Origin of the sequence: Geomonas edaphica (genome assembly GCF_004917075.1) — a bacterium.
In the GTDB taxonomy this organism is placed as follows: domain Bacteria; phylum Desulfobacterota; class Desulfuromonadia; order Geobacterales; family Geobacteraceae; genus Geomonas; species Geomonas edaphica.
Genome location: NZ_SSYB01000001.1, coordinates 854,776 through 868,491, shown reverse-complemented (window position 1 = coordinate 868,491; position 13,716 = coordinate 854,776). Strand labels below are relative to the sequence as shown.

Annotated in this window: 11 protein-coding genes; 7 read left to right on the top strand and 4 right to left on the bottom strand. The window is 61.2% G+C overall.

All coding sequences use genetic code 11. The annotated features are described in order from the left end of the window. Positions 1–46 precede the first annotated feature (46 nt). The 7 genes from E8K79_RS03685 (at position 47) to E8K79_RS03655 (ending at position 10,018) form a co-directional block, all read left to right on the top strand. Positions 47–526, top strand: coding sequence for a DUF3124 domain-containing protein (locus tag E8K79_RS03685; protein WP_135869713.1), 480 nt, complete (start codon positions 47–49; stop codon positions 524–526). Positions 527–580: 54 nt separating this feature from the next. Next, positions 581–3,322, top strand: coding sequence for a cation-translocating P-type ATPase (locus tag E8K79_RS03680; protein WP_246043704.1), 2,742 nt, complete (start codon positions 581–583; stop codon positions 3,320–3,322). Between the two features lie 33 nt (positions 3,323–3,355). Next, on the top strand, positions 3,356–5,335 hold the full coding sequence (locus E8K79_RS03675; RefSeq protein WP_135869715.1) for a monovalent cation:proton antiporter family protein: 1,980 nt from the start codon (positions 3,356–3,358) through the stop codon (positions 5,333–5,335). Positions 5,336–5,436: 101 nt separating this feature from the next. Continuing rightward, positions 5,437–7,935, top strand: a complete 2,499-nt coding sequence (locus E8K79_RS03670) for a glycogen/starch/alpha-glucan phosphorylase (RefSeq protein WP_136513530.1) — start codon at positions 5,437–5,439, stop codon at positions 7,933–7,935. 117 nt (positions 7,936–8,052) lie between these two features. Continuing rightward, entirely contained in the window at positions 8,053–8,550 is a 498-nt protein-coding gene (locus E8K79_RS03665) for a chemotaxis protein CheW (protein ID WP_129126199.1), read from the top strand. 816 nt (positions 8,551–9,366) lie between these two features. Continuing rightward, complete coding sequence (locus E8K79_RS03660; RefSeq protein ID WP_136513529.1) at positions 9,367–9,570, top strand: 2-hydroxymuconate tautomerase family protein; 204 nt, start codon at positions 9,367–9,369, stop codon at positions 9,568–9,570. Positions 9,571–9,835: 265 nt separating this feature from the next. Then, a complete protein-coding gene (locus E8K79_RS03655; RefSeq protein WP_135869719.1) occupies positions 9,836–10,018 on the top strand; it encodes a hypothetical protein in 183 nt (60 codons plus the stop codon). A 140-nt stretch (positions 10,019–10,158) separates the two neighbouring features. On the opposite strand, the gene E8K79_RS03650 is transcribed toward E8K79_RS03655, so the two are convergent. The 4 genes from E8K79_RS03650 to E8K79_RS03635 form a co-directional block, all read right to left on the bottom strand. Further along, a complete protein-coding gene (locus tag E8K79_RS03650) occupies positions 10,159–10,857 on the bottom strand; it encodes a zinc ribbon domain-containing protein (protein ID WP_136513528.1) in 699 nt (232 codons plus the stop codon). Between the two features lie 123 nt (positions 10,858–10,980). Next, positions 10,981–12,525, bottom strand: coding sequence for a Ppx/GppA phosphatase family protein (locus E8K79_RS03645; RefSeq protein ID WP_136513527.1), 1,545 nt, complete (start codon positions 12,523–12,525; stop codon positions 10,981–10,983). A gap of 41 nt (positions 12,526–12,566) precedes the next feature. Further along, on the bottom strand, positions 12,567–13,091 hold the full coding sequence (locus E8K79_RS03640; protein WP_136513526.1) for a helix-hairpin-helix domain-containing protein: 525 nt from the start codon (positions 13,089–13,091) through the stop codon (positions 12,567–12,569). A 26-nt stretch (positions 13,092–13,117) separates the two neighbouring features. Further along, positions 13,118–13,639 (bottom strand): SixA phosphatase family protein, encoded by a 522-nt coding sequence (locus E8K79_RS03635; protein WP_136513525.1) that lies wholly within the window; start codon positions 13,637–13,639, stop codon positions 13,118–13,120. Positions 13,640–13,716: the final 77 nt, after the last annotated feature.

Below are 13,716 nucleotides of genomic sequence, written 5' to 3'. Positions count from 1 at the left end.
AAAGTCTGTTGTGGCCATGCCACCTGCTATTAAACGGAGGGTCCCCATGCGTCTCATCGCCACCGCACTGCTGTTTGCACTTCTTGCACTCCCAAGGCACGGTTACTCCGCCACCCAGGAGATCCGCCTCTCAAAGGGTCAGACGGTGTACGTCCCGGTTTACTCCAACGTCTTCACCGGCCCGCGCAGCCTGCCGTTCCAGTTGGCTGCAACCCTTGGCGTCAGGAACACCGATCCCAACTCCTGGATCCGCATCACCTCGATCGAATATTACGACACGAGCGGGAAGCTGATCCGGCGCTACCAGGACAAGGACAAACCGCTCTCGCTCGCCCCGCTTGCCACCACCTACGTTCATATCGAGGAGAAGGACACCGCGGGCGGCTTCGGGGCTAACTTCATCGTCAGGTGGCAGGCCGACCGCGCCGTCAACGCCCCCATCGTGGAATGCGTCATGATCGGTGCCACTTCCGGGCAGGGTATCTCCTTTGTGAGTCCGGGGCAGGCGATACGCGAGGTGAGATGATCCGGCGCTGCCGGGATGACTAAGCGCCGTCAGACGGCGTACCTAGGAGTTGCTGTGGGCGAAACCGCAAGGGACACGCAACATCCCTCCTGGCATACCCTTAAAACGGGGGAGGTGCTATCTCTGCTCGAGAGCTCTCCCGAGGGGCTCGCTGCCGCCGAGGCTGCACATCGCCTGGTCCGTTATGGCCCCAACGAGTTGGAGCCGCCCCGCTCGGTCTCGCCGTGGTCCGTCCTTATCCGGCAGTTCAAGAATGTCCTCATCTTAATCCTGCTGGTTTCCACCCTGTTGTCCGCTTTCCTCGGCCACGCCATGGAGGCCGCGGCGATCGCCGTGATCGTGCTCTTCGCCGTCCTTCTCGGTTTCATCCAGGAGTACCGCGCCGAGCGTGCTCTGGAGGCGCTGCGACTCATGGCGGCCCCCGATGCCGTGCTCATCAGGGAAGGGAAGCTGGTGAACGCCCCTGCCCGCGAACTTGTGCCGGGCGACCTGCTCATGCTCCGCCCCGGCGACCGGGTCGCCGCCGACGTGCGCCTTGTCGAGGCGGTGAACCTCCAACTCGACGAGGCGGCGCTGACCGGCGAATCGGTGCCGGTGGAGAAGGATGCCGCGCCACTTGTCGACCCGGACGCCGCGCTGGCCGAGCGTAAGTGCATGGCCTACGCCGGGACCGTGGTGAGCAACGGGCGCGGACGCGGCGTCGTTGTCGCCACCGCCATGGGGACCGAGTTCGGCTCCATCGCCCGGATGCTCACCGGCATCGAGACCGGCAGGACGCCGCTGCAGGAGAACCTCGACCGGGTGGGGAACCTGCTTGCGCGCGCCGCTCTTGCCGTGGTGGCGGCCATCGTTGTCCTCGGGTTGTGGCGCGGCGAGCCGCTCGTTGCGATGCTTCTCTTCGGCGTGGCGCTAGGCGTCGCCGCCGTCCCCGAGGCGCTTCCAGCTGTGGTCACCATCTCGCTTGCCCTGGGCGTACAGCGCATGGTGCGGCGTCATGCGCTCATGCGCCGCCTTGCCGCCGTGGAAACGCTCGGAAGCACCACGGTGATCTGTTCCGACAAGACCGGTACGCTCACCCGCGACGAGATGACGGTGCGCAACTGCTACGCCGCCGGTACCTGGTACGATCTTACCGGCTCCGGGTACGCTCCCGAGGGGGAGTTCCTGCGCGAGGGGAGGGTGGTGCCCCCTTCGGCTGAACTTGCCGAGCTATTGAGGGTCGGGGTCCTTGCCTGCGACGCGCGCCTTGCCAGGGACGAGGAGACCGGGCGTTACCGCGTGCAGGGAGACCCAACCGAGGGCGCCCTGGTGGTGGCGGCCTCCAAGGCGGGCCTGGAGAGGGACGCGCTCAACGCGCGTTATCCGCGCGTCGACGAGATTCCCTTCACCTCCGAGCGAAAGTGCATGACCACCCTGAACCGGGACGGAGCCGCACTCATCGCCTGCGTGAAAGGCGCCCCGGAAGTGGTCCTCACCGCCTGCGACTCCGAGCTTGCCGAGGACGGTGTACGACCGCTAGATGAAGGGGCGCGCCAGCGGCACCTGGAAGCGGCACGCATCATGGCCGAAGGTGCGCTCCGCGTGCTGGCGGTCGCGCGCAAGGAAGTGACGGGACGAAGCGACGCGGAAAAAGGCCTCACCTTTTTGGGGCTTGTCGGCATGATCGACCCGCCGCGCAGCGAGGCGCGCGAAGCGATCGCCACCTGCAGGGAGGCGGGCATCATCCCGGTCATGATCACCGGCGATCACCCGGTCACCGCGGCAGCGGTGGCGCGGGAACTGGGTCTCATCGCGGACGGCCGCGTGGTCACCGGCGCTGAGCTGTCCGCAATGGACGACGACCTCCTCGAGCGCGAGGCGCAGGAGATCCGGGTCTACGCGCGGGTCTCTCCGGAGCACAAGCTCCGCGTGGTGAGCGCGCTGCAAAAGCGGGGACACGTGGTCGCCATGACCGGCGACGGGGTGAACGACGCACCTGCGCTCAAGAAGGCGGATATCGGCATCGCCATGGGGATCACCGGGACCGAGGTGAGCAAGGAGGCCGCGGCCATGACGCTTACCGACGACAACTTCGCCTCCATCGTGGCCGCCGTGGAGGAAGGGCGCGGCATCTTCGACAACATCAGGAAGTACCTTATGTACCTCCTCTCCTCGAACATAGGGGAGATAGGCCTTATGGCCGGTGCGATGCTAGCGGGCTTGCCACTTCCCCTAAGCGCGGTGCAGATCCTTTACGTCAATCTCGCCACCGACGGCCTCCCTGCACTGGCGCTCGCCGTCGACCCGGCCGAGGCGGACATCATGCGCCGCCCCCCGCGCCGCGCCTCCGGCGGCATCTTCACGAGGGGGGTGGTGGCGCTGATCCTCGTCGGCGGGATCTGGTCGGCGCTCGTCAACCTGCTCCTTTTCGCCTGGGCGCGCGCCTCCGGGTGCTCCGACCGCGAGGCGATGACCATGGCCTTCGTCTCACTGGTGCTGATCCAGTTTTTCAAGGCCTACAACTTCCGCTCGGACCGTCACTCGGTTTTCCGTCGTCCCTTCGCCAACCGGTGGCTGAACGGGGCGATCATCTGGGAGTTCGCGCTACTGCTCCTGGTGGTGTATCTGCCGTTTTTGCACCGCCCCTTCGGCACCTTCTCCTTGACCCGAGGCGACTGGGGCGTCATTATTCTTGCCTCGGGCTCGATCTTCCCCGTGCTCGAGCTGGCGAAGTGGTTCCTGAGGCGCCGGGACACCGGCCGCTCTGAACCAGCCGATAACAAAAATCCCCCCTTCGCAAAGGGGGGAACCCAATAGGCAAGTGGTTGCTTTTTAAAACAGCGAGGTTTCATGGATTTTCATGCTTTACGTGATATCGTCGTCCTCTTCGGACTTGCCCTCTTTACCGTGGTCGTGCTGCGCAAGCTCAGGCTTCCCTCCATCATCGGCTTTTTGATCACCGGCTTCCTCGCCGGTCCCTACGCCCTTGGCTTCATCAGGAACACGCACCAGGTTGAACAGATGGCGGAGTACGGCGTGGTGCTCCTTCTTTTCACCATCGGCATGGAGTTCTCGCTGAAGGAGCTCATGCGGATCCGTCACATGGTGCTGATCGGCGGCGGACTGCAGCTCGTTCTCACCATCGTAGCGGTCGCCGTCATCGGGTCTTTGGACCATTTCCCCCTGTCGCAGGCCATCTTCTTCGGCTTTCTGGTCGCGCTCTCCTCCACCGCCATCGTCATGAAACTGATGATGGACGCCGGTGAGATGGACACCCCGCAGGGTAAGGCGGCGCTTGGCATCCTCATCTTCCAGGACCTCTGCATCGTCCCGCTCATGCTCTTCACCCCGTTTCTGGCCGGAGGGGGGGAGGGGCTTGCCGACATAGCCGTCGTTTCGGCCAAGGCAGGCGCCGTCGTCCTTGGCGCCCACTACGGCTCCCGCTTCGTGGTGCCGTGGCTCTTCGAACAGGTGGTGAAGACGAGAAGCCGCGAGCTCTTCGTTCTCTCCATCATCTTCATCGGCATGGGGACTGCCTGGCTCACCGCCCAGGTCGGGCTCTCACTCGCCCTGGGTGCCTTCATCGCCGGTCTGGCCATCTCCGAATCTGAGTACAGCCACCAGGCGCTGAGCGACATCATGCCCTTCCGCGAAGCCTTCATGAGCCTCTTTTTCATCTCGGTGGGGATGCTCTTGAAGCCGGTCATCCTGTTGAAGTTCCCGCTCCTCCTGATCGGCCTCGTCGTCTCGATCATCCTCATAAAAGCCGTGCTCACGACGGCGGTCGGTTTCGCCCTCGGGCTTCCCATGCGCATCGCGGTGATCGCCGGGCTTTCCCTCGCCCAGATCGGTGAATTCTCCTTCGTTCTTTCCAGAAGTGGGCTCTCCTACGGACTGCTTACCCGTGAGACTTACCAGCTCTTTCTGGGCGCGTCGATCGCCACCATGGCCTTGACTCCGCTCTGCCTGAAAATCTCCGGGCCGGTAGCGGACTTTCTCATCGGGGTATTGCCGCACCACTGGACCCGCGGCCGTAGTAGCCTGGCGCAAAACGGCGACAAGGTCGCCTTGCGGGACCACGTCATCGTCGTAGGCTATGGCGTGAACGGGAAGAACCTGGCGGGCGTGCTGAAGAACCTCGAGATACCCCGCGTCATCATCGAGACAAACCCCTTCACGGTGCGCAGCCTGCGCAACCAGGGGGAATCGATCATCTTCGGCGACGCCTCCAAGCCGGAGATCCTCGAGCACGCCGCGATAGGGGACGCCCGCATCGTCGTCATCGCCATCTCGGACGCCGCCGCCAGTCGGCGCATCGCTGCCCTCGTCCGCCAGATGAACCCTTCCATTCACGTCATCGTGCGCACGCGCTATCTCCTCGAGATGGAGCCGCTCTTCAAACTGGGGGCGAACGAAGTGATTCCGGAGGAGTTCGAGACCTCGGTGGAGATCCTGTCACGCGTACTCAAGCGTTTCCTGATCCCACAGGACGTGATCGAGGAGTGCATTGCGGACGTGAGGCGCGACGGCTACGATATGCTGCGCAGCGCCTCGAAGCGCCACAGCCATGCCGTCGGGATTGCGGGCTTTCTCTCCGGAGCCGAGATCGGCAGCTTCCGGGTGCGCAAGAACGCCCCGCTCGAGGGGGAGAGCCTGAGGGGAGGGCTGCTGCGCACCCAGTCCGGTGCCACGGTGGTCGCCATCAAGCGTGGAGACCAGATCACCGCCAATCCCGACCCCATCTGGGAGTTCCAAACCGACGACATCGCACTGCTGCTTGCCACTCCCGAGCAGATGCGCGTCGCCGCCAGGCTCTTTGAGCCGGGGTGATTGCCTTCCTTCTTCAAGTTTATCCATCTCCAACCGAATGAAGTACCACGTGCCGGACCGGTTTTTTCGGACCAGCTTTCTCAGCAAAAGGAGTATCCGACATGAAACAGAAGAAATCCAAGGCGCTTTCTTCGCTAGATTTCTGTGACCTTTCCCCTCTTTCCATGGACCGGCAGGGGCTCGTGGATGATTTCATACACCACTACTGCCATCACCTGGGGCGCGACAAGTACTGCAGCAGCATGCGCTACCGTTACCAGGCCATAGCCCACACCATCCGTGAGCGCCTCATAGAGCGCTGGAACAACACGCGCTACGCCTACATAAACGCCGACTGCAAAACAGGTTATTACCTCTCCCTCGAGTTCCTGATGGGGCGCGCCATGGGAAACGCCCTTTTGAACCTCGGCATCTGCGGTCCGACCGGCGAAGCGATGCATCAACTCGGGATGGATCTCGAGGAACTGGCAGAAGAGGAGGTGGACGCGGGACTCGGCAACGGTGGCCTTGGGCGCCTCGCTGCCTGCTTCCTGGATAGTTGCGCAACACTGCAGCTGCCGGTGATGGGTTACGGCATCCGCTATGAATACGGCATGTTCCGGCAGGACATCAAGGACGGCCGCCAGGTCGAGGAGCCCGATCACTGGCTTAGAGACGGCAACCCGTGGGAGATGGAACGCCCCGAGTACACCCAGCGGGTGCGTTTCGGCGGTCGCTGCGAGATACGGCGCAACGACGACGGCACGCAGAGCTACTGCTGGCTCGACACGCATGACGTCCTCGCCGTTCCCTACGACATCCCGATCCCCGGGTACCGAAACGGCACCGTCAACACCCTGAGGCTCTGGAAGGCGGCGGCAACCGATGTCTTCGACCTCGACGAGTTCAACGCGGGAAGCTACACCGAATCGGTCGCGATGAAGAACGAGGCGGAGAACATCACCATGGTGCTCTACCCCAACGACGCGAGCGAGAACGGCAAGGCCCTGCGTCTGAGGCAGCAGTACTTCCTCGCCTCGGCGAGCCTGCAGGACGTCATGGAGCGTTGGATCTACCGCCAGGGGAAGGTCTTTGACCACTTCGCCGAGCGCAACTGCTTCCAACTAAACGACACCCATCCAAGCTGCGCCGTGCCCGAACTCATGCGGCTACTCATGGACGAACAGGGGCTCGGCTGGGACGAGGCCTGGGTCATCACCACGAGCACCATGGCCTACACGAACCACACCCTGCTCCCCGAGGCGCTGGAGAAGTGGTCGGTACCGCTTTTCAGGCAGCTCATGCCGCGGCTTCTCGATATCATCCTCGAGATCAACGCGCGCTTCTTAGCCGAGGTGGCGGCGCGCTGGCCCGGCGACGGGGAGCGTTTGGCCAGGATGTCCATCATCGAGGAAGGGGAGGTGCAGCAGGTCCGCATGGCCTACCTCGCTATCGTCGGGAGCTTCTCGGTTAACGGTGTCGCCGCGCTGCACTCGGAACTGCTGGTGCAGGGGCTCTTCCGTGACTTCTACGAACTTTGGCCCGAGAAGTTCAACAACAAGACCAACGGCGTCACGCCGCGCCGCTGGCTTGCGCGCTGCAACCCGGGCCTCACCACGCTCCTCGCCTCTCGAATCGGCGACGGCTTCGTGGCCGACCTCGCCAAAATCTCCGGGGCCGCGCCCCTTGCCGATGATCCCGAATTCCGTGCAGCGTGGCACAAGGTGAAGCAGGCGAACAAGGAGCGGCTGGCTGCCCTCGTGCGTGAGCAGTGCGGTGTCGCCTTCAACACGGAAGGCCTCTTCGACGTCCAGGTGAAGCGCATCCACGAGTACAAGCGCCAGCTTTTGAACGTGCTGCACGTGATACACCTCTACGACCGTATCAAGCGCGGCGACACCGTCGACTGGACCAACCGCTGCGTGCTCATCGGCGGCAAGGCGGCCCCCGGCTATTACATGGCAAAGCTGATCATCAAGCTGATCAACAACGTGGCGCGGGTGGTGAACGACGACCCCGAGGTGGGCGACCGCTTGAAGGTCGCCTTCTTACCCAACTACCGAGTCACCGCGATGGAGGTGATCTGCCCCGGGACCGACCTCTCCGAACAGATCTCCACCGCCGGCAAAGAGGCATCCGGCACCGGCAACATGAAGTTCATGATGAACGGCGCCATCACCATCGGCACCCTGGACGGCGCCAACATCGAGATACGCGAGGAGGTGGGGGACGACAACTTCTTCGTCTTCGGGCTCACCGCCGAAGAGGTGGAGGGGCTGCGCAAAAGCTACAACCCGGCTGGCATCGTCGCCTCCTATCCCGACCTGGAGCGGGTCATGCAGCTTCTCGCCAGCGGCCGCTTCAACATGTTCGAAAAGGGAATCTTCGACCCGATCATCGCCGCCATCATGAGCCCTGACGATCCCTGGATGGTAGCCGCAGACTTCCGCAGCTACGTGAAGGCGCAACGCAAGGCCGCCGAGAAGTACCGTGACCGCGAGGGGTGGACCAGGATGAGCATCATCAACAGTGCGCGCAGCGGCAAGTTCTCCACGGACCGGACCATCTCGGAATACAACGAGGGGATATGGCACCTGCGGCCGGTGCAACCGAAGCGGTAAACGGTATCTGCGCAGGATTACGATAACTTCTCCTTAAGATAAGCGCAGAGGTGCCGATACGTGAGACAAAGTAGTGGAAGAGTGGTCGACACATACATGGCAACTGCGGAGGAAGCGATGTCTACGGCAAATTTACCGGTTAAAAAGGGTGAGTCCAGCAGCGAGCTGATCCAGCTGGTGAGCTTCAATCTCGGCGCGGAGGAGTACGCCGTCGAGGTGCTCAAGGTACGCGAGATCATCAGGATGACCCCCATCACCCATATCCCTAACACCCCTCCGAGCGTGGAAGGGATCATCAACCTGCGCGGCAAGGTGATACCTATCGTGTCACTCAGGAGCAGGTTCGGCATGAACAGCACCGAGGACGACCAGCACACGCGTATCATGGTCATGGACATCGACGGCAAACTGATGGGTTTCATCGTCGACGGTGTATCCGAGGTGATCAGGATATCCAGCGGTGAGATCCAGCCCCCGCCGAGCATCGCCGCCGGCGGCGTCGACCAGGACTTCATCTGCGGCGTCATCAAGCACGGCGAGCAGCTGCTTCTCATGTTGCAGCTCGACCGCATGTTCACCGGCGCCGAGCAGGAAGCCTTCTCGAGCTTCGCTTAGCCAATCGTATTTCACACCCGCCCCTTCAAGCGCTCCCTCCCCCGGAGGGGGAGGGCAGGGGAGGGGGGAACTCTCAAAAATGAAGGGGAAGAACGGCTCCGGCCCTTCTTCCCCTTATGGTTTAAATAACCGTTCACCGACTCCCAACGTTGCGGAGCGGAGGCAGAACCCTTTGTCCCGTTCGAGCGCGTAGCTTCGCCAATCTGTCACTTTGACTCCTTAATTTGTCACTTTGCACTCTAATTTGCACTTTTACCTCTCTAATTTGCAAATTACCCCTCTAATTTGAAGATTTACCCCTCTAATTTGCAATTTAACCCTTCTGATTCGTCACTTTGACCCCTTAATTTGTCGTTTTGGTCATCCAATTTGACTATTGTAGTGCTACTTCGTCGATTTGCGCTCTGATATGACGGTTGACCCCCTCTCTTTGTTGATTTGATCCTGTAACTGTCGATTTCCCTGCTAAATTGGCGGATGACTACGATTTTGCCCGAATGGTCTTGAGCAGCATCGAAGAGAGCCGGTCGAGAAAGGCTCTCCTGTCCTTGTCATCGTAGAAGATGTCTCCTTTCTCGTTGCCTCGGACGATCACATTCTGAAGGCTGCTATCTGTCGGCGAGAAGGTGCCCGTGCATGTCACCGGCAGGGTGGGGACACTGAGCTTCGAAGGTGGCGATATCATACAGGTCATTCAGTGACTACGGCTTTCCGCCTGAGTTTTGAAGGACCAACTTTGGGGTGTGCTCAGGTGCATTGTGTGGTAGAGTGGCGCTTCCCCGCGGCTGGGGGGATTTCGTGAGAAAAGGGGGGGACATGCCATTTGTCAACATCAAGATAACCAGGGACGGCGCGACAGCGGAACAGAAGGCGACACTGATAAAGGGGGTAACTCAGTTGCTGGTGGACACCCTCGGCAAGAACCCGGCTACTACGGTCGTGGTCATCGAGGAGGTGGATACGGATAACTGGGGGATCGGCGGCGAGTCCGTCACCGCACGTAGGAAGGCGGGCATATAGCGGGGCATCTGTTCAATTTATCGACACTTCTGTTCAAAAAAAGTGTCGAAATGTTTTACACTTTACTCAGTTGAGTATAAAGGTCGCCGCCGATGAACGGGCGCAGGGCCTTGATGGCCGTATTTACGACCTTTTCAACGCAGCGAATAAACCTGTACGCCAATGCTGCCATGGCATCTTCTATGCTACATGTTTGGCAACAGACGGCGGACCCCGAAACGGGGGCGGGTCAGACACCGTTTCCGCCAAGAGAAGGAGGTGGCCAATGGGATACTTAAGCTATGGCCACGAGTTCATACTATCGATTGTCTTACTGCTGGTGGTTCTGCATTTCGTTCTGGATCTGCTGCCGATGCTTTATAGCCGCGTGCGCCTGTTGTTCGCATCTACACCGGTGAGAATAACCAGCGGGCTCGTCATCATCATCGCCGCCTTCTTCCTGCTGTAAGGGTGCGTAGCAGTCTCGCAGTACGCTCCCTTGCATGAAACTGGCGAAGAGTTCTGCCACCTAAAACTAAAGCCGGATGGGTCATTCAGCGACCTTCCGGCTTTCGTGTTTATTTGAGCTTAGGGGCGGGGCCGAGTCCGCTAAATCGGGCGGCGCCTCGACTGAATCTGCCGGTACAGGATGCCGGCTCCCCAGGCGAGCCCGCCGATCATGAAGAGCGTACCGCAGAAGAAAGAGATCCGCGCGATGACATGGTCGTATTGAAGGAGCCCCAAGCGCGTCAGGATAATTTCCCAGTCATGGTAGTCTTCGACTTCGCTCCCCGTTACCCCGCCGAGCAGCATCAATTGCCCAGCCCTAGCGTCGTCCATGTACGGCGCTATGTCCATGAAACTCTGGCCGAGCCACCAAACACCTACCGTCGCGGCGAAGTGATCCTTCCTGCGCAGAAAGGAAGCGGTTACCACCGCAGGCATAAGCCATTGGCCTAGTGTCCCACCCAGTACCTGGATGAAGCGCCCGAGCGGAGCAAAGATGACGTGCCCGGCTTCGTGGAAGGGGAGGTTTACAAGGTGCATGTACGAGCGTGAAAAATCTTCGCCACTGATCGGCATGAAAATGAACTTGCCGCCCCACACAAGTAGTATCGCCCAGATCACCAGCCTACCCGCAAGCTGAAGGGTATCCATGTCCCCTGGTTTTTCTTCGATCGTCCCTTCATGGATCGGGGGGGGCTCGGAAGCTGAGTGGTCGACACGCACCTTGGCGAAGATGACGCCGCAGCGCAGACATACCTCGGTGCCGTCGGGCTGTGCATGGGCGCATTTCGGGCAGATCATGAGGGGCCTTGTTGCTTGCGGGGGATGAGAATGGCTCTGGCCGCAGAATCTCGGACTTGCCGACTATATGACAAGGTGGGGCTGGTGTAAACCTCAGAAACGACGGGCCGGTAGCCGGAAGGTTCATTGCTGCTGGTCGCAGACTCCGCAATGCAGCACGAGCCTCACCTTGCAGGCTTCTTGCAGCAGATCGCTCTTCGCCTTGGCACCGTAAAGCTCGACGGACATCTCTTCATCACCGTTCAGGGTGAGTTCCAAGGTGTCCTGGGTGAGGGCGCAGTCAACTCCCTGCACCACGGCGTTGCGGCGGCGGTCGAGGCCGTCGCACAGGCGCAGGATGCCGCCCAGGCGGGCTACCAGTAGCTGGTCGTCCGGGGATAACCGGGTGAACTCCTCGTGCTTCTTCTTCGGGGCCGATTTGCGGTGGTACCGCGCGATATTGGCCATCAGCTCGCGCTCGCGCGGCGTGAAGCCTAAGAGGTCGGCGTGGCGGATCAGGTGGTAGGAGTGCTTGTGGTGGCTTGAATAGCTTATGAAGTAGCCGACGTCGTGCATGATGGCGGCGGCATCTAAAAGCCGCATCTCCTTGGGACCCCAGCCGTAGCGTGGGGCAAGTGCCTTGAAGAGCTGCAAGGAGAGCCGCGCCACATGCTCGGCGTGTCCTTCGTCGATGTGACAGGAGTGGGCGAATTCGAGCGCGCTGTCGCGCCAGGAGCGCAGTTTCTTTTCGGGCAGGAGGTTCCGCCTGCGCAGTCCGCGCAGGATGAGCCCCTCGCGGATGCCACGCTCGTTCACCTTCAGGTGGTTCACCTGGAAGAAGTCCATCAGCTCGTCCACCACGGTCACGCCCGCGACAATGATGTCGGAGCGCTCTGGGTTAAGCCCCGGGATGGCGCGCCTCTCCTTGTCGCTCTTTCTGGCGAGCATGGCCAGCAGGTGCACGATTTCCGAGCGCAGCAGCTCGTAGCCGTGCAGCGAGTCGAACTTCTCCTTGCGCGCTGCCGCGACCATGGCGGCGATCGCGGTGACGGTACCCCCGGAGCCGACGAGGCATTGCATCCCCGTCCGCTCGCCGGTGTAGGCGGTTTTCAGCGACTTGCGGATGTGCTTGCGGAGTTTCTGGTGCTCCGTGCCTAGTACCGGGTCGCTTTTTAAAAAGCTCTCGGTGAGGAACACGGCGCCAAGCTCAAGGGAGAGCATCTCCTCGGTATGCGTGCCGAGGGCGGATATGAGTTCCAGGCTGCCGCCGCCGATGTCGAAGATCAGGTGCCGCACCCCTTCGAGTTCGAAGTTGTGCTGCGCCGAGAGCGCGGCAAGCTCCGCTTCCTCCTCGCCGCTGACCACCTCGATCTCGAGACCGGTGCTTTTCTTTATCGCCCGAACCAGCTCGGCACCGTTGGACGCCTTGCGCACGGCGCTGGTGGCGACCGCATCGATGGCGCTTACCTTGTAGCCGTCGATGATTTTTTTCTGGCGGGTGAGGGCCTCGATGGCGCGCTCCCACGCCGCAGGCGCGATGGCCCCGGTCTGGTGCAGTCCTTCGCCCAGGCGTGCCAGGACCTTCTCGTCGTCCAGGATCCTGTATTTACCGTTTCCCGAGGTCTCTATGACGATGCTGCGGATGGAGTTGGTGCCGATGTCTATTGCGGCGAGCCTGGTCTGTTTCAACTGCTGCTCCTTGGACTGCGGTAGGAGGGGAGGGTGGATCGCTAGGCGAGGGCCCTCAGCACAACCTTTCTCGCTTTCTTGAAACCCTTGCGCACTTTCTTGAGGCTTGCCTCTTCCAGGCCCGTCACCTTCTTGCCGGCCTTTTGAAGCGCCTTTGCAAGGCGCTTGGAGCGCTTCTGCCCTACGTCCTGCATCTGCGCCAGCGCGTTTTCGATCCGCTCCAGGTCCGAGCCGAGCTTTCTGCCGCATTTCTCCGACATCTGCTCGGCAAACCTGTCGCGCGTGGTCTGTGCCAGGTTTTCCACCTTCTCGCGCACCTCGCTCACGCGCGCGAGCATCTGCTGTGCCGAGGCATTTTGATGCTCTTCAGCCATCCCGGCCAGCTCTGTCGCCTGTTGCAATATGGACTGGATGTGGCGCGTATTGATGCCGCGCACCTTGCGCAGCCCATCCTCTCCGGCCTGGGCGATCTTGGCGAAGCTGTCATAACCTGCATCGTACAACCGTTTGCCGAGGATCGCGCCGACCCCTTTCAACTGTCTGAAGTCTGCTGCCGTCTGAACCATCGTAAGTGCTCCTTTTATGCGTACTGTTATCCGCCTTGGCGCAGGCGGTCCACCGCCTTGCCGCGCGAGGTGACGATGCGTCCCCCACCGGTCACCATTTGCAGGAAATGTGCGTCGCCCGTTCCGTCCGCGGCCCGCTTGAAGGAAACCGTTCCTCCCTTGGGTAGGGTGAGGGAGTCGGTCTCGCCCAAAAGCGCCTGTGTCACGAGACCCAGGTCCGGCTCGTGCCCAACCAGCGCCACTTCACCGGCCTGCGGGTAGAGCCCCAAAAGCTCATCCAGCGCCTCCGGGCGAAAACCGGGGGCGAGCTGCGTGGCGACGATCAGTTCTCGCTTGTAGGAGAGTTTCTCTGCGAGGATGTCCGCCGTCTGCACGGCGCGGATGAGTGGGCTGGTGAGGATGAGGTCAGGAGATATACCCAGGGTGGCCAGGCTTTTTGCCGCTTTCCTGAAACGTCGTCTGCCGCGGCGGGTGAGGAAGCGATGCTCTTCCTGTATCTCAGGTGTTCTCTCAATTGCTTCTGCGTGGCGCACGATATGGATGATCATGGCTTTCTCCATAGATTAGGCAACGCTAAAGACTTTAACCAATCTCTCTGGTTTTGCAACCGGTCCTTTTATTTTAG